This window comes from Kitasatospora sp. NPDC022785 (assembly GCF_055561295.1).
Window position 1 is genome coordinate 187,707 of record NZ_JBVHHB010000010.1, and the last position, 20,232, is coordinate 207,938.

Consider the following 20,232-nt stretch of genomic DNA (forward strand, 5'->3'; position numbering starts at 1 on the left):
CCCCGCACTGCCCCTCGTCCTCTTCCCCCGTCCGGCTCGGGGACCCGGACCGCCGCGAAGGCCACCCGGGAGGCGTGACGGGCGGCGGGTGCACGGCTCGCCCGCACAGGACGCACAGGTGCCTGGTCCTCGCGCGCGGTGCGGCACACGGTGGCCGGCGGGAGCCGCCCTTACCGGCCCGCCGCGGCGGGCCCGGCCGCGTCGAAGCTCACGTCGGCGCGGCCGCGGGAGGCGCGGTCGAGGAGGAGGACGGAGGCGGCCTCGGGCGTCGGGTCCGGGGCGGCGCCACGCGCGTGCCGGGTGAGCTCCGCGAGGAGGCGGTCGAGGCCTCGGCGGTGCTTGGCGAAGGTGCGGCTCGGGGCCCAGCGGCCGCGCTCGCGCTGGCCGGCGAGGGCGGTGGCGGCTCCGACGTCCAGCAGGACGAGGTGGAGTTCGCGGCCCTGGCGGGCGGTCGTACGGGAGAGCCAGCGACGCATCCAGGCCCGGCTGCCGCAGTCGTGCACCAGCACCGGCCCGCCCCGGCGGACCGAGGCGCGCAGCAGGCGGACGTGCTCCAGCCGGGCCCACGGCCGGTACACCGCATACGGAAGGGCCGCCGGCATCACCGCCTCGCAGGCCTCGTGGACGGCCCGGGGGTCGACGGTGGCGGCCGCGCCGGCCTGGGCCGACCAGCGGCGCAGCAGGGTGCTCTTGCCGCTGCCGGGCAGGCCGGAGACGACCACGACGGCGTCCGGCGGGTAGTGGACGGTGAAGGGTGCGCCGGCCTCGCCCCGGAGGTCCACCAGGCCCCGCGGTTCCATCGCTGCCTGCGCCTCCTGCCGTACCACGGCTTGCCCGCCCGGCGTGGTCGGCCTGTCCATGTTGCTCACTCTTCCCCGCTTCTGCCCGACCCGGAACGATAACAACCTCCGCGCGGCCGTCGGTCAGCCGGTCCTGTGGTGCGGACCGCCGGTGGACACGCCCTAAGGTGGGGGCGCTATGTGATGGTTCGTCAGGTGGCGGGCCGGCGTCGAGGAGGGCGGGACGGCGTGGCGGGAACGTTGGCGACGACGGGAGCGGGCCTGGAGGCGGGGCCCGGGGTGGCGACGTACACCGGGCTGGTGCTGGCCGGGCTGGCGCGCGATCCGGGGCGGGTGGCGATCCGGTTCGGAGAGGCGTCGTTGACGGCGCGGGAGTGTCTGGAGGGCGTCTACCGGTTGGCGCGGGCGCTGGCCGCCACCGGTCTCGGGCGCGGCGACGGGGTGACGGTGCTGGCCGGGAACCGTCCGGAGACGGTACTGGTGCGACTGGCGGCCAATCTGATCGGCTGCCGGGTGGCGATGCTGTACACCGACCGCCCGGTGGCGGACCAGGTCGCGATGGCCGAGGACGCACAGACGGCGGCGTTGGTGTTCGACCCGCGGCGGTACGGCGCGGCGGCGCAGCAGGTCGTCGCGGCGCTGCCGTCGGTTCTGCCCCTGGCGCTCGGCCCGACTCCGCTCGGGGCGGATCTGCTCGCCGAGGCCGCGCCGCTCTCCCCGGCCCCGCTCGCGCCCGGGTACCGGCCGGACGATGTGATGGCGGTCCGGTTCACCGGTGGCACGACCGGCCGCCCGAAGGGGGTGTTGCGCCGGTTCGCGCGCCCGCCGCGGCCCGAGCTGGTGGCGGCGTCCACCTTTCTGCTCTGTACGGCGCTCTGCCACGGCGGCGGTACCACGGCCGATCTGGCGCTGGCGGCGGGCGGCACGGTGGTGCTGCAGGACGGCTTCGAGGCGGAGGCGGTGCTGGCGGCGGTCGAGCGGTACCGGGTCTCTCGGGTGTACCTGCCGCCGCATCTGCTCTACCGGGTGCTGGACCACCCGGCGCTGGCCCGGACGGACACCGGCAGCCTGCGGCGGGTCACGTACACGGGGTGTCCGGCGTCGCCGGAGCGGCTGGCGGAGGCGACGCGACGGCTGGGGCGGGTGCTGCAGCAGACGTACAGCCTGACGGAGTGCGGGCCGGTCACCCGGCTGACGCCGGACGAGCACCTCGACCCGCGGCTGCTGACCACGGCCGGGCGGCCGTTCCCGGACACCGAGGTCCGGATCGTGGACGAGGACGGCACGCCGCTGCCGCCGGGCCGGACCGGTGAGATCTGCGTCCGGACGCCGACGGCGATGGCCGGCTACTGGCGGAACCCGGAGCTGACGGCGCGGGTGCTGCGGGACGGCTGGCTGCACACCGGGGACGTGGGCAGTCTGGACCGGTCGGGGTATCTGACGGTGGCCGGGCGGCAGGGCGCGATGGCGATCGTGGACGCGCACAACGTCTTCCCCCGTGATGTCGAGGTGCCGCTGCTGGCGCACCCGGCGGTGCGGGAGGCGGTGATGTTCGCGACCACCGGCCGGGACCGGCTGGAGCGGGTGCACGCCGCGGTGACCACGGTGCCCGGGGCCGGGGTGACGGAGCAGCAGTTGCACCGGTGGGTGCGGGAGCGGAGCGGCCCGCTCTGTGATCCGTCGACGATCCTGCTGCTGCCGGGCCTTCCGCTGGGCGAGACCGGGAAACCGGACGTCACGGCCCTGCGGGCGCTGCTCCCGGACGCCGTGGCGGTGGGCCCGGAGGGGGCCGTGGGCACGGAGGGGGCCGTTGGCCCGGCAGGGGCAGGGGCGTGCGGCCAGGGGTGACGTGCGCCGTGAGCTTCCCGTGCCCGCGTGCGCGCCCGCCCGCGCGGCGGGTGGCCGCAGGCGCACGGCGGGCGGGCGGCGGAACCGCCCGTGGACGCTCGACCGTACGGGCCGGTCTGCCGATATCCCCGGCGGCACTCCCTTCGTACCCGTCCACGCCCGCGCGGTCCGCACCGGCGGTGTCACCGGCACCGCCTCACCCGCCGGCACCGCCCCGCCCGCGCCGTCCCGTCGCGCCGCCCCCTTGGAGGCACCTACCGTGACCTGGCTCCGCGTCCTGACCGCCCTCGGCATCCTCGCCGTGGCGGCCAGCGCCCTGCTCGTCTTCGCACTCTGCACCGCCGCGGCCCGGGGCGACCGCACCGGCCCCGGCGACCGCAGAGACCCCGGCGACGGCGGTACGCCGCGGGACACCGTCCGGGAGGACGCCGAGCGCAGCGGGCTGATCCGGCGCACCACCGGCGAGAGCTGACCGCCCGAGGCCCGGCGACCGGCCCAGGTACCCGGTGCCCGAGGCCTCCGGCCGGCCGACGACGGCCCTTGGGCCCGCGCCGCCCCGCTCAGTGCCCGGTGAGGTCGTCCGGGCGGACGGCGATGTGGTCGGCGCCGAGGTCCACCGCGACCCGGTGCTCCATGCCGAGGGCCTCCAGGAACTTGACCGGCAGCTGCACGCGGCCGGTCCGGTCCAGCATCACGTACTCGCGCTCGTTGATCGACTCCTCGCCGTGCTCGTCGGTGACGGTGCGGCGCAGCACCTCGCTGCTGGTCCGCCCGTCCCGGATGGCCACCGTGCGACGCACCTCGCCCGCGACCATCGGGTCGTGGGTGACGATGACGACGGTGGCACCGAGTTCGCGGTTGACGGTGCGGAACGCCTCGAAGATGCCGGCCCCGGTCTCGGAGTCGAGCTCACCGGTCGGCTCGTCGGCGAGCAGCACCGGCGGATTGTTGGCCATCGCGACGGCGATGGCCACCCGCTGCTGCTGGCCGCCGGACATCTCGGCGGGACGCCGGTGGGCGAGGTCGCCGAGGTCCATGGCCTCCAGCAGCTCGGCGACCCGGGCCGCCTGCTGGTTCGCCCGGCCCGCCGACCCGCCCTTGCGGCCGCGCAGTTGCATGGGCAGGGCGATGTTCTGGGCGGCGGTCAGGAAGGGCAGCAGGTTCCGGGCGGTCTGCTGCCAGATGAAGCCGACCACCTCCCGGCGATAGCGCAGACGCTCGCGGGCGGACATCTCCAACAGGTCGCGGCCGGCCACCGTGGCAGTGCCGGCCGTCGGCACGTCGAGCCCCGCGAGGATGGTGAGCAGGGTGGACTTGCCGCTGCCGGAGGCCCCGACCAGGGCCACCAGATCGCCCTGCTGGATCGTCAGCTCCAGGCCCTGGAGCGCCTGCACCTCGACACCCTGGGCACTGAAGATGCGCACCAGGCGGTCGCAGACGATCGCGGCGCCCGCACCGTAGGCCTTCGGCGCGGCGGCGGCGAGCGCCCGGTCCCGCAGTTCCTGGAAGGTGGGGGCCTGGCCGACCGCCTCGTTCTGGGGGGCGCTGTTCACCACTGGTCTCCTGTCGCCGCTGCGCCTGGGTGCGCTCCTGCTCGCGGTAGCCACGAGCCGATTCCCGTGCCGCTTTTGCCGCTCGTGCCGCCTGTGCGGCTCGTACTGCCGCTGGTGCTGCTCGTCCTGTTGCTTGCTCTGTCGAACCACCGGCCCGACCGGGCCGGCCGACCCGACCGGGCTGCCCGGGCTGCCCGGGCTGCCCGGGCTGTCCTGGCTGTCCGGTGGGCGGTCACTGCTGGTCCCCCACTCGCAGTTCGGTGGCGATCTGGCGCCGGCCAGAGATCAGCGCCTCGGCGAGCACCCCGGCGCAGACCAGGCCGGCCAGACCGAGTACCTGCACCAGCACCGGTAGCACGGCGGGTTGCAGGCCTACCCGGACCGGGGCGCCGACCAGGGCGGACAGGTCGATCGCCGGTCCGAGCAGCGCGGCCGCGGCGAGCGCGGACAGTCCGCCGCCGACCGCCGCGATCAGGGTCTGCGGCAGCGTCTCCGCGATGATCAACGCCAGGCCCTGCCGGGGGCGCAGGCCCATGGTGCGCAGGCGGGCGAGCAGGGCGACGCGTTCGGGGGCGGCCCGCAGCAGCGTCAGCAGGACGGCGAGCAGGGCGAACCCGGCGGCGCCGATCACGGAGGCCCAGAACAGCCGGCCGGCTGACTTCTGGAGCGGGTCGTCGGCCAGCTCCGCCTCCCGGGTGGCGCTGGTGTGCACCACGTAGCCGGGCGGCAGGCTGTCCGACCCTGCGCTCGCCGGCACCTGGCCCGCCTGCGGAGGGCCGGGCGACGCCGGCGGCGTGGTGGAGGCGGATGCCGAGGCCGGGCCTGATGCGAAGGCCGGGGCGGTGGCCGGGGTGCCCGGGGCCTGGGACGCCGCCCCACCTCCGCCCGGCCGGCCGGCGATCAGGTCGTCGACCGCACCCTGCGGGCCGTGCTCCCGCACCACTGCCGTCAGCTTCCGCTCGTCCACGTCGCCGATGCCGAACCAGAGGTTGGGCTTGCCGATCTGGGGGACCCCGGAGGCAGCAGGACCGGCCGGCACGACGACGAACCGCCGGGTCGACTCCTCCAGCGCAGGTGTGCCGCCGATGGTGCCGGCCTTCGTGGCGAGGAGTTCCCGGCCGTTGGACATCCGCAGGCGGTGGCTCCCGTCACCCGCACCGGCCGCGACTTCGGTACTGAACAGGGCCGGCAGGGGCGCGTCGATCCCGTCGCCCCCGCCCGCGAGGACGGCCGGGTCGAACTCGCCGCGCCCGACGGTCCGGGACAGCTCGGCGTACGCCTGCGGGTCGACGGCCAGCACGCTGACCCGGGTGGACCCGTTGTCGGTGCCGAGGAGGAACACCTCGCTCTCCCACCAGACGGTGGTGCCCGTCTTGACCCCGGGCAGCGCGGTCGCGGCCTCGGTCAGCCTCGGCGGCAGCGCGACGCCGACCGGTGCGGCGACGACCGCGTCGCCGCCCACCGTCTGCCGGGCCGCGTGCAGCCGGGCACCGTCCACCGCGTCGAGGACGGTGGACCCGAAGCCGGCCGTGGTGACGGCGAGCATCAGCGCGAGCAGCGGCAGCACGGACGGACGCGGCCGGCCGCCGGTGCCGCGGGCCGCACGGGCCAGGCCGAGGAAGCCGATCAGCCCGGGGCCGCGACCGGTCAGCCGGGCGAGCGCGCCGACCAGGACCGGCTGCAGCCGGGCGAGCAGCAGGCCGCCGGTGAGGGCGATCAGCAGCGGGGCCGCGACCAGGACCGGGTCCAGGCCCTCCCCGGGCGGGACGACACCGCGGCGCCGGACCTCCAGCGCCGCGGCGACGGTGACGGCGAGGACGAGGAGTTCGCCGACCAGCCGGCGCCGTCCGCTCGTCCGGCGCGGTGCCGACCAGAGCAGGGCCGCACGGACGGGGAAGCTCAGCAGCGCCAGCAGGGTCGCGGCCAGGGCGGCCACCACGGCGCCCGCCCAGCGCGCGGTCGGCAGCAGGACGAGGGCGAGCACCGTCGCGGCCGCGGCCGCGGGCAGGACGGTCACCGCTCCCTCGCCGAGCAGGCGCCGTTGTACCCCGCCGCGCGAACCGCCGCGGGCCCGGAGCAGCTGGAGTTCACCGTTGCGACGGTCGAAGGCGAGAGCTGCGGCCAGCAGGAGGACCACGGCGGCGACGCCGGCCAGGCCTGCCGGGCCGATCGCGGCGAGCGGCGCGGCGGCGTCGCGGCGCGCGGTGGCCTGCTGGAACAGCTGGGGAAGGGGCGAGCCGAGCTGGAGGTCCTGCCGGCCGGTCCGGGTCCGCAGCTGGATGCTGGTGGGGCCCGACACGTACGAGGAGATCTCCTCGGTGGTCCGCTGCAGCCGGTCGGCACGCAGGGCGGCGATGTCGACGGGCAGCCGCCAGAAGTCCTTCGCGCCCTGACCCCAGGCGTCGAGCCGGCCCCGCGAGCCGACGTCGATCACCCCGGCGGTCTTCCAGTAGTTCTTGGGGCCGCCCACCAGGCAGGCCTTCTCCGGGCAGGGCTGCTCGGCCCAGAAGGGGCCGTTCGGGTCGTTGGCCGTGTAGAGGCCGACCACCTCGGCCAGGTGACGCTCGGCCGGCCGATCGCCGACGGCGGACCCAGCCCCGGCGTCGAGGACGTCTCCGAGGTGGATGCCGATGGTGTCGGCGGCGGACCGGCTGACCGCGATCGGGATCGCTCCGGTGTCGGCGGCGGGGCCGGGCCAGTGGCCGGCCACCAGGGTGGCGTGGTCGGTGAGGCCGTGCAGGTAGAGCAGGTCGGCCCTGGGCGGCACCTCCTCGGGCCGGGAGAGCCCTTCGTTGAAGAGCATGCGCGGCCGGTTGCTGCGCGAGCCGTACACCTGACCGGCCGTGTCGAAGCCGAACGTCTCGTTCGGATAGGCGCCGAGCTTCTCCGCCACCCGGTCGAGGTCGGCCGCGTCGTAGCTGCGCGCCGAGGTGGCGAGCATGCTGGTCCAGGCCGGACCGCGGCCGTTCAGGTACTCGTGCAGCGCGGCGTCCGTCCCCCGGTCGACGGCACGCGGGAACGCGGCGGCGAGGAGGACGGTGCCGAAGGCGAGCGCGGCGGCGAGCAGGGCGGCGGGGGCCGCCGAGCGCAGCCTGGTCCGCACCCAGGGGGCGGGGCGGTGTTCGGCCGTCGGCCCGGGGCCGGTGGGGCGGGGCTGCGTACGGGTGCCGGCCGGGGTGGTCACATCTCCTCCACGTGCCGCAGCCGCGCGGCCACGTCTCGACGGCGGCGTCCGGTGAGCAGGGCCGACAACAGGGCGACGGCGGTGATCGTGGCCGCGAGCAGGGCGGCCCAGCCGAGCGGCAGGCCGACCAGGACTTCGGGCACCGGCCGGCGGGCGGCCGGGGTGAGCACCACGAGCGGCACCACCAGGTGGACGGTCAGGGTTCCCAGGGCGAGTCCGACGACGCTGCCGAGACCGACCAGGACGCCCTGTTCGGCGGTGACGGTCCGGACCAGCCAGCGCCTGGGCGCGCCGAGGGCCAGCAGCACGGTGAACTCCCCCGTGCGTTCACGGGCGGAGGCGGCCGAGGCGGCGGCGAAGCCGATCGCGGCGAGGACGGTGCTGACCAGGGCGATCGCGGCGAGCGCGCTCTGCGGGGCGGCGCTGAGCGGGTCGGCGAGCAGGTCGGCGGCGACCTGGTCGTTCAGCAGCAGCCTCTGTCCGCCGGGCTCGGCGCGCAGCTTGGCCGCGGCCGCGGCGGGCACCGGGTCGCCGGGGCCGGCGGCGGGCAGCCACCATTCGCGGGTCGACGGCAGTTGCCGGCCGCCGGCCGCGAACAGGCGTCCGGTGGTGGGCAGGTCGACGGCGAGCGCGGTGTCGCCGACGACGGGCAGCGACCCTACGGCACCGGTGACCTTGACCGGCAGGGAGATGTCACCGAACGGCACCTGGACGGTGTCGCCGACGGCCGCGCCGACGGCGGTCAGGTAGGCGTGGGTGGCGACGCCCGAGACGCTCTGCGGGACCGGGGCACCGGCGGGGAGGACAGTGACCTGCGAGACCATCCCCTCCCCCCGGTAGCCGACCTTGAGCACCTGCTGCTCCCCGGCGCGCGCCGGGACGATCGTGCCGCTGGGCTTGGCCGCCCCGGCGGGGGCGACGGTGGTCCAGTCGAGGCCGGCCGGGAGGGGAACGGTGGTCGCCGGCCCGCCCGCGGTGTCGGAGACGCCGACCCGGCGGACGGTCAGCTCACCGGTGAGCGTCACGGTCGGCGGCAGCCGCTGGTCCCAGCCGTGGACGACGACCAGGCCGGCCAGGGTCAGCGGCGCGCCGGCCGAACCCACCGGGGCGCCGGTGAGCGCCGCGAGGTCGACGGTGGCGAGGGCGTCACCCGTGGCGGGAACGCCGGCCAGCGGCGCCCGGTAGGTGCTGCCGAACCGGTCACGCAGCAGCAGCCACACGTCCGGGTGCTCGTCGGTCGGCTTCGCCGACGTCACGGTGACATCGACGTCGATCCGCTGGGGCCGGCCGGGCAGCGGCAGGCCGGCCTGTGCCCCGGTGGGCGCGGGCTCGGCGAGGGGCACGAACAGCTCGCGGCGGCTCTGTCCGTCGAGCAGGTCGGAGCGGACCGGGACGCGCTCGGCGAAGGCGGCGGTGTCGAGGGCGAGCATTTGCCCGACGGCGCCGTTCGGCAGCGTGGACTCCTGACGGATCACGGATATCAGCCGGTCGCCGCCGGGAAGGTCCCCGTACCGGCCCGCCTGGCCCATCGGGGCCAGCGGCGAGCCGGAGATCCGCAGGCCGCCGGCGGTCGCGTAGTCGGCCTGGTCGCGCTGGGAGGCGGACCAGGTGGAGTGCTGGCCGAGCGCCAGCACACCGGTGGAGACCGCCAGCACCAGCAGCAGGACGGGGCCGGCGGCCCGGCCGGGGCGGCGGGCCAGCTGCCAGCCGGCCAGCGCGGGCACCAGGCCCCGGCCGCGGGCGGCCATCCGGCCGCCGAGGCGGGCGGCGAACGGGAGCAGCCGCAGCACCAACAGGGTGCCCGCGCACAGGGCCAGCGTGGGCGCGGCGATCAGCACCGGGTCGAGGCCGAGCCGGCCGGTGGCGTCCGCGGACAGGCCTCCGTTGTACTGGGCCAGTTGGTAGTAGGCGAGGCCCGCGAGGCCGACCACCGCGAGGTCGGCGCCGGAGCGGACCGCGCCGGCGACCAGCGCCTGGCGCTTTCCGGCCCGGCGCATCGCGGCACCGGCGGCGCCGCGCAGCACGGCGGGGGCCGTGGTGACCACGACACAGGCGAGGGCGCAGACGGCCGCGACGGGCCAGAGCGTCCAGCGCAGACCGGTGTCCAGCGGTACCCGGGCGAGCGGTCCGTAGCCGGCGAGCAGGTGCAGCAGGAGGGGGGTGAGCAGGGGGGCGAGCAGCGCCGCGGGGAGGGCCAGCAGCAGCGACTCGGCGGCGGTGAACACACCGAGGCGGGCACCGGAGGCTCCGCGAGCGGCCAGCAGCGCGTTCTCGCTCTCCTGACGGGCGGCCATCAGATGGACCACCAGCAGCAGCACCGCGGCGGCCAGGACGGTCAGTTGGAGGGCGCCGATCAGCAGGGTGGAGCGGGAGACCAGCGCGCTGGAGTCCAATTCGCGCAGAACGTCCGGGAGTTCGGTCCTGACCTGGAGGCCGGTGGCCTTCTTGAGGTCGGCACCGAGGCCCTCGGCACGGTCCCGGATCGCGCCGGCGCCGGAGCTGCGGACGCCGGTGAAGTCCGCGCCCAGCAGCCAGCTGCGTCCGTTCTGCGGCAGGCGCGCGGTGGTGAAGAGGCTGTCGTCGACCAGCAGCGGGCCGTAGGTGGTGAAGCCGCCGACCTGGATCTCGCGGCCGCCGAGCGGGTCCAGCGACCAGTACGGGTCGCCGGGGTCGGCGGCGCGGTAGACGCCCGTGACGCGCACGACGAGCGGCGATCCGTCGAAGCGGTCCTCCAACCGGACCTCGGCGGGCAGCATCGCGGCGGTGAGGCCCAGGCGGGTCAGCGAGGTCTGCGGGACGGCGGCCTCCACCGCGCCCTTGCCGGTACCGGCGGCCGCGGCCGGCCAGCCGCCGGAGAGCAGGGTGACGCGGTCGTGGTCGAGCGCGGCGAGCACGGTGAGCTCGGGCGGCTTGCCGGGACCCTTCTCCGACTGGGAAACGGAGTTGACGCCCGGCTTGACACCGGAGTTGGCGCCCGTCTGGACACCCGCACCGCTGCCCGCTGGAGCCGCTGCCGGGGTGCCGGGCGGCTGGGCAGCGGCCGTGTCCGGGAGGCCGTAGGAGCGGCTGCGGGCCACGGACTCGGTGCGCACCGGCAGGCCACCGAAGAGCTGTCCGGCGTAAACACCCACCGCCGCATCGTCCTTGGGCCGCTTGTCGAACCCGTGGTCGGCGCTGACCAGCACCGTGGTCCTCGACCAGGCGGGCCCCTGGAGCGCCTGGCGCAGCCCGGCCTCCCCTACGGTGCGGTTGAACGCCACCAGCGCCGTGAGCACTGCCGTGGTGATCAACACCGTGAGCAGGACCGCGGCGGCCAACGGCAGTCGCCCGCGCAGACGGCGCACGACGAAGCCGAGCATCCCGTTCCTCCCCCAGTACTTTCCGGTCTCCGCGCAGATCTCACCTGTCCGGGCACACCTCTGCCACGGGATGGACGCCAGTCGCTGACCGCTACGTGATCACCGGCGATTGATCACCGGATAGCGGACGATGCTGTCAGATTCGATCCATGAACGGAAGGGACTTGCGCGAATCATGTAAGTAGTGAGCAAATTCTCGACGTTGGCGGTACATCGATAGTTCCTTCCGATGCGAGGGCCCGTCAGCTCATCAGAAATTCTCGCCATGAACACCTCATAAAGAGCACTTCACCGTCCGGCCGCGCCCGTCGAGGAAGGCTCGAAGAACACCCAGGGGGACGCCGTATGACCCAGCAACCGGCCGGCACCGTCACCGCTCCCATGGTGGCCGTCACCGATCTCCGGCGCAGTTTCGGCACCGGCGAACGGACGGTGCACGCGCTGCGCGGCGTCTCGTTCTCACTCGGCCGCGGCGAACTCACCGCCCTGAAGGGCCGGTCGGGCTCCGGCAAGACCACACTGCTCAATCTGGTCGGCGGCCTCGACAGCCCCAGCGGCGGGACTGTCGCCCTCGACGGCACCGACCTGGCCGGCCTGGACGAGGACGGGCGGCTCGCGATGCGCCGGGACCGGATCGGCTTCGTCTTCCAGTCGTTCGGCCTGATCCCGGTACTCACCGCCGCCGAGAACGTCGGAGTGCCGATGCGGCTGCGCAAGGTGCCCGCCGCACAGCGCGAGGAGCGGGCGCGCACCCTGCTGGCCCTGGTCGGGCTCACCGACCACGCCAACCAGCGGCCCGGCGAGCTCTCCGGCGGGCAGCAGCAGCGCGTGGCCATCGCCCGCGCGCTCGCCAACGAGCCGGACCTGATCATCGCGGACGAGCCCACCGGCCAGCTGGACTCCGAGACCGGCCGTTCGATCATGCAGTTGTTGCGCGCCGTCGTCCGCAGCGAGGGCGTCACCGCCCTGGTCGCCACCCACGACCAGACCCTGATGGCGCTGGCCGACCGGGTGGTCGAGCTCCGCGACGGCAGGCTGGTCGAGGAGGACTGAGCCGGGCGGGGCACGGAGCACCCGGAACGGAGTGCCCGGCACGGAGTGCCCGGCCCGGGTCGGCGGGGCGCGGGTCCGGGGGCGCGGACCGCCCCGCACGCGGCGCCCGGGCGGGGCCGGCGGCGTCGGGGCGGGGCCGCGGTGCGCCCTCCGGGCGTGCCAGGTCTACCCGATCGGGCACCCCGATCCGGCCCCGTGGGCACACCGGAGCTGCACGCGGGGACGCGGCCCCGGCGACCGGCCCGTCCTCGGGTCACCGGCGCCCGGCCGGGCCCGTCAGAGCGCCTTGAGCGCGGCCTCGCACTCCCGGCAGCGGCGGGTGCGCTGCGATGGCGGGTACCAGGGATCGCCCGGACGGGCCGGCTGGTAGGTCTCCCGTTCGAGGTCACCGGTGTCGATCCCGCAGAACGTGACCGGGCCCGGATCGTCCGGCACGTCCGGGTCGGGCGGCGCCGCGTGCACCCACCGGACGCGGGCGCCCACGTCCACCTCGCCCGCGTCCAGCACCTCCGTGGACGGCTCCAGCTCGACCAGTACGACCACTCCGCTCATACCTCGACCCTGCGCCCCACCGGCACCGGCCGCATCCCGGACCGGCCCCGGCCCCTCGACAGCACCCGCCGGCGCCCGCGGTCACCGCCGAGCGGGGGTCACCGGCACTCCCCACCGGTCTGCGGTTGACCTTGACCGAGGAGCCGGGGGAGGTCGGCGCGGGAGCTGACGCCGAGTTTGGGGAAGGCCCGGTAGAGGTGATGGCCGACCGTGCGGGGGCTCAGGAAGAGCTGGGAGGCGATTTCGCGGTTGGTGGCGCCGGTCGCGGCGAGCCGTACGACTTCGCGTTCCTGGGGGCTGAGCCGGCCGAGCAGCACGCCCGGCTGACCGGCCTGGTCGATGGTCTCGCCGCTGGCCTGCAGTTCGGTGCGGGCCCGGTGCGCCCACGGCTGGGCGTTGAGTTTCTCGAACGCCTCCAGCGCGGCGCGAAGGTGGCGGCGGGCGTCGGAACGGCGGCGGGCGCGGCGGAGCCACTCCCCGTAGAGCAGCTCGGTCCGGGCCTTCTCCAGGGGCTGGGCGCCGTCGTCATGGAGGCGCAACGCGGTTTCGAAGAGCCGCTCGGCCTCCTCGTCGGGGCTGGTCAGCGCCTCGCAGCGGCGGGCGAGGGCGGTTGCCGCGGGGCGGCGTGCGGCCACCGCCCACTCCTCCATCAGCGCCAACGGCTCCTCGAGCCGCTCCCGCCGCCCGGCGCGTACCGCGGCCTCGATGAGGTCGGGCAGGAGGAAGACCGACAGCATCGGGTGGTTCACCCGGGTCTTCGCCGCTTCCAGGTGCTCCAGGGCTCGCTCCGCCTGGCCGAGGCCGAGGTCGAGCAGGCCCTGTGCGCGGAGCGCGTGGGCGGCGGCCAGCTCGATTCCGTGGGCGTCGGCGTAGTCCAGGGCCGCCTCGACCAGGCTGTGGCATCGCTCCCGATCGCCTTCGACGGCGGCCAGCGTGGCCAGGGTTGCGCGCAGGTAGCTCGCGCGGTGGTTGCGGCCGTAGTGCTCGGCGATGGTGAGCCCCTCGGCGGCGGCGGCGTAGGCCTCCTCGTGCAGCCCCATGGCCAGCTCTGCCTGGGCGAGCAGGTGCAGCGCGGTGTGCAGCCAGCCGACCACGTCCTGGGCCCGGCAGTCGCGCACGCACGCGACGGCGACCTCGTGAGCGGTCGCGTGGTCGGCGAGGAGCTGCCCGTACGTCCCGGCCAGGATCCGTTCGGCGAATCCGGTGTCTGCGGCCGGGGCTTGCGGGACGGGGAGGTGGGGGCCGGCGCCGTGCAGGTCGGTCAGGGCCCTCGCCACCGCGTAGTCCGGCGTATCCGGAAGCCGGGCGGCGACCTCGGCGATGAGCTCCCGGTCGCCCGAGGAGTGTGCCGTCTGGACGGCCTCGGTCAGCACCGGCTCGAGATCGGGGCCGGAGCCGATCCGGTCCGCGCATTCGATCAGGATGCGGGCGGCCCGGCCCGGCGACCCGTGGTCCAGCTCGACGATCGCTCGGACCCGGGCGAAGTCGGCGAGCATCGCGGGGTCCAGGGCGAGTGCGTTGATGCGGTCGGTGAGGGCCGCGGTGCGGTGGAACTGCCCGGCCTCGGCGGAGGTGATGGCCGCGGCCGCCAGTCGCCGGGCACGCCGGGCGGGATCGGCGGTGAGCTGGGCGGCGCGTTCGAAGGCGGCCGAGGCGGAGGCCGTGCCCTGCCGTCCTCCGGCCCGCTGCGCGACGTCGTCCATCTCGTCGGCGACCTGCTCGTCGACGCCGGTCGTGGCGGCGGCCAGGTGCCAGGCCCGCCGGTCGGCGTGCTGCTCGCCTTCCAGCTCGGCGGCCAGCGCCCGGTGGGCGGCGAAGCGCCGGGCCAGGGCGGCGTCCTGGTAGGTGGCCGATCTGATCAGCGGGTGCCGGAAGGACAGGGTGTTCTCGGTGAGCCGGACGAGGGTGGCGCGTTCGGCCGGTTCCAGGTCCTCCAGTACGGCGCCCGCGCCGGCCGATGCCCGCAGGACGAGGCCGAGGTCGCCGCTGTCGTCGGCGGCCGCCACCAGCAGCATGGCGCGCGTGGCCTCGGGCAGGCGGCGGATCTGCTCCTGGAAGGCCTCCTGGATCCGGTTGGAGGGTGAGGACAGGCCCGTCGGGAGCGTCACCGGGTTCAGCTGGCCGGCGCGCTGCTCCGGGGTCAGCGCTGCGGGCAGTTCCAGGAGGGCCAGCGGGTTGCCGCATGCCTGCTCGATGATCTGGTCCCTGGCGTACGGGGACAGGTCCGCGATGCGAGCGGTGAGCAACGCGTCGACGGCGGCGGGGGCGAGGCCCTCCAGCCGCAGCCTCGGCAGGCCGGTGATCTGCGTTCCGCGGGCGCCGTCGCGGACCGCGAACAGCATCACCACGCCCTCGGCATGGAGCCTGCGGGCGGCGAACGTCAACGCGTCCAGGGACGCCTGGTCCAGCCACTGGGCGTCGTCGACCAGGCACAGCAGCGGTTCGTCGCCCGCGGCCTCCGACAGCGTCGTGAGCACCGCCAGGCCCACGGTGAACCGGTTGCGCACCGCCTCGCCGGTCAGGCCGAACGCCGAACTGAGCGCGGCCGCCTGGGGTTCGGGCAGCCGGTCGAGGTGGTCGGTGAGGGGCCGCAACAGCTGGTGCAGGCCGCCGAAGGCCAGCTCCATCTCCGACTCGATGCCGACGGTCCGCAGCACCCGTCCGGCACCTGCGGCCTCGGCGGCGTGCTCCAGCAGCGCCGTTTTGCCGATCCCGGCCTCACCATGGATCACCAGCGCGCCGCTCGCCCCCGCACGGGCGCTCGAAAGCATCCGGTCGATCTGGTCCTGCTCCCCCACCCGCCCGTACAGCATGGGGTAACCGTACCTAACTTTTTCGATCTTCCGATCTTCGCGTTAAGTCGCACCGACCGATGTGACCGACCGCCGGACTCCCTAGCGTTGCACCTGTTCGATCCACTCGACTCCAGGAGCCGCCGCCGTGCCCGAGCAGGTCCACCTCACCCCGCTGCACCGCATCTCGGTCACCGACGCCGCCGCCTGGCATCGCGTCGTCGCCTCCTCCATGACCCACGATCTGCCCGGTGTGCCGCCCCCCGCGCCCGGACAGATCCACGCCCAGCTCACGAAGCCCGGCCTCGACAGCCACCGGCTCACCTGGCTGGCCAACGGAGCGGACGGTGCCGTGGTCGGCGTCGGGGCCCTGCGCCTGTTCACCGCTCCCGGCAGGGACCACCTGGCCGAACTCCAGCTCCACGTCGATCCCGCGCACCGCCGCCGGGGAACCGGCTCACGCCTGCTGTCGGCGGTCGTGGCGGCCTGTCGTACCGAGAGCCGGCGCAGCCTGATCGTCGAGGCCGCGGCCGACGGCCCGGGCGAGGCCTTCTGTGAACGGTGGGGTTTCCGTCGCGCTCTGACGCTCGATCACCTGATGCTGCGCCTGGACCAGCTGGACGAGGCCTGGATCGGCGAGATCAGCGAGGCCTCGCACCCCGGCTACCGGCTGACCGGCTGGACCGGTACGGTCCCCGACGCCCTCGCCGACGCCTTCGCCGCGGCCAAGACCGCGATGAACGACATGCCCGTCGGGGACCTGGACTACGGGACCCTGCACTGGGACGCCGACCGCGTCCGCACCATGGCGAAGGTCGTGGCCGACCGCGGCGACACACTGCTCACGCTCGCCGCCGTCCACGACGACGGCACCATGGCCGGCTACACCGAGATCGTGCTCCCCCGGGGCACGCCCCCGAGGGCCCTGCAGTACGACACCGCGGTCGTGCCCGCGCACCGCGGCCATGGCCTGGGCCTGTGGGTCAAGGCCGCCATGCTGAGCCGACTGCGCGCCGAGCACCCCGGAATCGCCGAGATCGAGACCGACAACGCCGAGGACAACGTGCACATGCTCGCGGTCAACCGGCGGCTCGGTTTCCGCCCCTACCGACGCACGCACGAATACCAGCTCGACCTGCCCACCGTCTGATCCGTTCGCAGAAACGAACGTCCGCCCGCGCACGCCGACCTCCCGAGCGCGGTGCGACCCCGAACCTTCGGTCCTGTCCAGGACGTCACGCCTTGACCGTGCGGATTCTCCGGCCGGGCCCGGAATCCGCGGAAATTGGGAGTACGAAATGCGTGTGTTGTTGTCGGCCTATGATTCGCGCGGGGGCGTCGAGCCGCTGGTGGGACTCGCGGTGCGGTTGCGGGAACTCGGTGCGGAGGTGCGGGTGTGCGCGCCGCCTGACGAGGAGTTCGCGAAGCGGCTGGCCGTGGTGGGCGTGGAGATGGTGCCGACGGGCCGGTCGGTGCGCGATCTGGTGACCGGGAAGACGCCGCCGTCGCCTGGGGGCGTGCCCCGGCGCGCGGCGGAGCTGGTCGCCGCGTTCCACGACAGGGCCATGGCGGCGGGCGAGGGGTGTGACGTGCTGGTGGCGACCGGCCTCGTGCCGGCCGTGGCGGGTGTGAGGTCGGCGGCCGAGAAGCTGGGCGCCCGCTACGTGTACGTGAGTTACCAGCCGGTCAGCCTGCCGTCGCCGCACCACCCGCCGATGCCGCGGCCGGGCCGGCCGCTCCCGCCGGACGTGACCGATCACCGGGTCTTGTGGGAGCAGGACGCCCGGGACGCACAGGAGGTGTTCGGCGAGGCGGTCAACACCCACCGCGCCTCGATCGGGCTGGCGCCGTTGGACAACGTCCGCGACCATGTCTTCACCGACCGGCCGTGGCTGGCCACGGACCCGGTCCTGGCCCCGTGGCAGCGGCCGGCGGACCTCGACGTCGTGCAGACCGGTGCGTGGGTCCTTCCCGACGAACGCCCGCTCCCCGCCGATCTGGTGGCGTTCCTGGACGCCGGCGAAGCGCCGGTGTACGTGGGCTTCGGCAGCATTCCCATGCGCGACCCGAAGGACGTCGCCCGGGTGACCATCGAGGCGATCCGCGCGCAGGGCCGGCGCGCGGTCGTCTCCCGGGGCTGGGCCGACCTGGACGTGATCGACGACCAGGGCGACTGCTTCGCCGTCGGCGAGGTCAACCACCAAGCCCTGTTCCGCCGGGCGGCCGCCGTCGTGCACCACGGCGGCGCGGGCACCACGACGACGGCCACCTGGGCCGGCGTTCCCCAGGTCGTCGTCCCCCAGGGGGCGGACCAGCCCTACTTCGCCGGCCGGGTGGCCGCCCTGGGCATCGGCGCGGCCCACGACGGCCCGACCCCGAGCGTCGAATCCCTGTCGGCCGCACTCCGGACGGCCCTGACCCCCGGGACCCGCACACGAGCAGCCGCCGTGGCCGCCTCCTTCCGCACCGACGGGGCGACGGTCGCCGCACACCTCCTGCTGGAGACCGCCGGCCGGTAGAGACCGCCGCCTCCAGAGCCTCTCCCCCGACGCCTCCCCCGACGCCTCACCCCGGCTCGCGAGCCGGCCGGCGCCCTCGCGTGAGCCCTCCCATCCCCTCATCACCCCTGCCGTGACGGCACCACCGTGGCATCACCATGCCCACAACCGACACCGAAGAAGGACGAAAAGAATGAGCACCGCTCAGCACTACCAGGCCGCGGAGCAGCTCCTCCGCCGACCCGCCCGCCCCGGCGAGCTCGTCGTCGGCGACAAGGTCAGGCCGCAGTGGATCGACGCGGGCGCCCGTTTCTGGTACTCGGTGAGCACGGGAGCCGGCAGGCGGTTCGTGCTGGCCGACCCGGCGTCGGGCACTCGCGAGCCGGCCTTCGACCACGCCCGCCTCGCCGCCGCGCTGGCCGCCGCCTCCGGGCAGCCGGCCGACCCCGAGGCGTTGCCGTTCACGGCCATCGAACTGACCGGGGACGCCGTGGAGTTCGCCGCGTTCGGTGAGTACTGGCGCTGCCGCCTGGACGGCTACTCCTGCGAGCGGGCCGCGTTCACGCCGTCGGCCGGCCCGCTGGAGGTGCCGTCGCCCGACGGGAAGGTCGCGGTGTCCCGGCGGGGCCACGACCTGTGGGCGCGCTCGCTGTCCGACGGCCGCGAGTGGGCGCTCACCACCGACGGCGAGCCCGACCACCAGTACGGCACCGGCCCGGACTGCACGGGCAACGCCACCCTGCTGCGCAAGATCGGCCTACCGCACCTGCCGCCCGCGGTGGCCTGGTCGCCCGACTCGACGAAGGTGCTGGCGCACCGGACCGACGAGCGCAGTGTCCGGCAGACCCACCTGGTGGAGGCCGGGCCCGCCGACGGCGGCGCACCCGTCCTGCACGCCCAGCGCTACGCCCACCCCGGCGACGAGCACGTGCCGCGGGCCGAGCTGGTCGTGCTGGACGTCGCCGAGGGCACGGTGGTCCGCGCGCAGGCCGAGCCGCTGCTCATGCCGCAGATGTCGCCGATCACGACGACGTGGGCGTGGTGGGCCCCGGACGGATCGGCGGTGTACTACCTCGACCGGCCCCGCGACCTGCGCACGCTCACCCTGCACCGGCTGGACGCGGCCACCGGCGAGGTCACCACCGTGCTGAGCGAGACCGGGGCCACCCGGGTCGAACCCAACCAGTGGATCTACGAGCCGCCGATCGTGCGGGTGCTGGCCGACGAGGTGCTCTGGTACTCGCAGCGGGACGGCTGGGGCCACCTGTACCGGTACGACCTGCGCACCGGCGCGCTGCTCGGGCAGGTCACCTCCGGACCGTGGGCGGTGCGGCAGATCCTGCACGTCGACGAGGCCGAGCGGGTGGTGTACCTGACCGCCTCCGGGCTGGTCGACGAGGACCCGTACCGGCGCACGGTGTGCCGGGTCGGTCTGGACGGCTCCGGCTTCGCCAAGGTCACCGACGACGAGCTGGACCACGTCGTCACCCTGCCGGACACCATGGAGTACTTCATCGACTCCGCGTCCACGGTCGACACCCCGCCGGTGTCCCGCGTCCGCGACTGGACCGGGCGGGTGCTGGTCGAGCTGGAGCACGCCGACATCAGCAAGCTCACCGCCACCGGCTGGACGCCGCCGGAGCGGTTCCGCGTCAAGGCCGCCGACGGGGTGACGGACATCTACGGAGTGCTGTACCGGCCGCACGGGTTCGACCCCGCCCGGCGCTACCCGGTGGTGGACAACGTCTACCCCGGCCCGCAGGTCAACCGGGTCGCCCCGTGCTTCGACCCCGGAGGGACGGGGCTCGACGCGGAGCCCATCGCGGCGCTGGGCTTCGTGGTGGTGGCGCTGGACGGGCGAGGCACCCCCGGGCGGAGCAAGTCCTTCCACGACGCCTCGTACGGCCGGCTGGCCGACGCGGGCTGCCTGGCCGACCACGTCGCGGCGCTGCAGCAGCTGGCCCGGACCCGGCCGTGGATGGACCTGGACCGGGTGGGCGCGTTCGGCCACTCCGGAGGCGGGTTCGCCGCAGCGCGGGCGATGCTGGACTTCCCCGAGGTCTTCAACGCCGCAGTCGCCCTCTCCGGCTCGCACGACGCCCGCCACTTCAACGCGGGCTTCGTGGAGACCTACGACGGCGCGGACGCCCCCGAGGCCTGGGCCCGTGCCTCCAACGTGGACCTCGCGGACCGGCTGGCGGGCAAGCTGCTGCTCGTCCACGGCGAAATGGACGACCAAGTCCACCCGCACCACACGCTGCGGCTGGCCGACCGGCTCATCGCCGCCGACAAGGACTTCGAGCTGCTGATCGTGCCAGGGGCCGAGCACACGCTCCTCGACTGCCTGGCCTACGTCCGCAAGCGCTGCTGGGACTTCCTGGTGCGCGAGCTGATGGGCACGCAGCCGCCTGCCTACCGCCCCGCCCCCATCGCCATCGGCCCCGAGCTGCTCGGCGAACTGTTCTCCTGAGCGCCACCACGGACGGGGAGCCAGGCCTTGAGGTTCCGGGTTCCGCCCCGGTCGGACTCTCCGTCAAGGTTCAAGGGAACGAGGGTTCAGGGGAACGAGGGTTCAGGGGTTCAGGGGTTCAGG

The 20,232-nt window shown here is 75.0% G+C and carries 12 protein-coding genes; 6 read left to right on the forward strand and 6 right to left on the reverse strand.

The genetic code is table 11. The features are described 5' to 3' along the window. Nucleotides 1-170 precede the first annotated feature (170 nt). Nucleotides 171-860, reverse strand: coding sequence for an AAA family ATPase (locus ACZ3YO_RS18750; RefSeq protein ID WP_465570366.1), 690 nt, complete (start codon nt 858-860; stop codon nt 171-173). A 168-nt stretch (nt 861-1,028) separates the two neighbouring features. Between ACZ3YO_RS18750 and ACZ3YO_RS18755 the strand changes: the two genes are divergently transcribed. Then, nucleotides 1,029-2,648, forward strand: a complete 1,620-nt coding sequence (locus ACZ3YO_RS18755; RefSeq protein WP_465570369.1) for an AMP-binding protein — start codon at nt 1,029-1,031, stop codon at nt 2,646-2,648. 259 nt (nt 2,649-2,907) lie between these two features. Then, nucleotides 2,908-3,120: a hypothetical protein gene (locus ACZ3YO_RS18760; protein ID WP_465570372.1), complete on the forward strand. Its 213-nt coding sequence runs from the start codon at nt 2,908-2,910 to the stop codon at nt 3,118-3,120. Nucleotides 3,121-3,208: 88 nt separating this feature from the next. Here the strand turns inward: ACZ3YO_RS18760 and ACZ3YO_RS18765 are convergent, their stop codons facing one another. The 3 genes from ACZ3YO_RS18765 to ACZ3YO_RS18775 form a co-directional block, all read right to left on the reverse strand. Beyond that, entirely contained in the window at nt 3,209-4,201 is a 993-nt protein-coding gene (locus tag ACZ3YO_RS18765) for an ABC transporter ATP-binding protein (RefSeq protein WP_465553215.1), read from the reverse strand. Between the two features lie 232 nt (nt 4,202-4,433). Next, nucleotides 4,434-7,385: a hypothetical protein gene (locus ACZ3YO_RS18770; protein ID WP_465570375.1), complete on the reverse strand. Its 2,952-nt coding sequence runs from the start codon at nt 7,383-7,385 to the stop codon at nt 4,434-4,436. After that, entirely contained in the window at nt 7,382-10,744 is a 3,363-nt protein-coding gene (locus ACZ3YO_RS18775; protein ID WP_465570377.1) for an FtsX-like permease family protein, read from the reverse strand. The genes ACZ3YO_RS18770 and ACZ3YO_RS18775 overlap by 4 nt, the downstream gene beginning before the upstream one ends. A 345-nt stretch (nt 10,745-11,089) precedes the next feature. Between ACZ3YO_RS18775 and ACZ3YO_RS18780 the strand changes: the two genes are divergently transcribed. Continuing rightward, the gene (locus ACZ3YO_RS18780; RefSeq protein ID WP_465553209.1) at nt 11,090-11,797 is read left to right on the forward strand and encodes an ABC transporter ATP-binding protein; all 708 of its coding nucleotides are present in this window, start codon (nt 11,090-11,092) and stop codon (nt 11,795-11,797) included. A gap of 276 nt (nt 11,798-12,073) precedes the next feature. On the opposite strand, the gene ACZ3YO_RS18785 is transcribed toward ACZ3YO_RS18780, so the two are convergent. Then, on the reverse strand, nt 12,074-12,349 hold the full coding sequence (locus ACZ3YO_RS18785; RefSeq protein WP_465553207.1) for a hypothetical protein: 276 nt from the start codon (nt 12,347-12,349) through the stop codon (nt 12,074-12,076). A 98-nt stretch (nt 12,350-12,447) separates the two neighbouring features. Further along, a complete protein-coding gene (locus ACZ3YO_RS18790) occupies nt 12,448-15,162 on the reverse strand; it encodes an AAA family ATPase (protein WP_465570379.1) in 2,715 nt (904 codons plus the stop codon). A 127-nt stretch (nt 15,163-15,289) separates the two neighbouring features. On the opposite strand from ACZ3YO_RS18790, the gene ACZ3YO_RS18795 reads away from it, so the two are divergent. From ACZ3YO_RS18795 to ACZ3YO_RS18805, 3 genes are all read left to right on the forward strand, one after another. After that, entirely contained in the window at nt 15,290-16,291 is a 1,002-nt protein-coding gene (locus ACZ3YO_RS18795; protein WP_465570382.1) for a GNAT family N-acetyltransferase, read from the forward strand. A 148-nt stretch (nt 16,292-16,439) separates the two neighbouring features. Further along, a complete protein-coding gene (locus ACZ3YO_RS18800; protein WP_465570385.1) occupies nt 16,440-17,660 on the forward strand; it encodes a glycosyltransferase in 1,221 nt (406 codons plus the stop codon). Nucleotides 17,661-17,832: 172 nt separating this feature from the next. Next, nucleotides 17,833-20,109 carry a S9 family peptidase gene (locus ACZ3YO_RS18805; RefSeq protein ID WP_465570387.1) on the forward strand — a complete coding sequence of 759 codons (2,277 nt, stop codon included), beginning with the start codon at nt 17,833-17,835 and terminating at the stop codon, nt 20,107-20,109. The last annotated feature ends 123 nt before the right edge of the window (nt 20,110-20,232 follow it).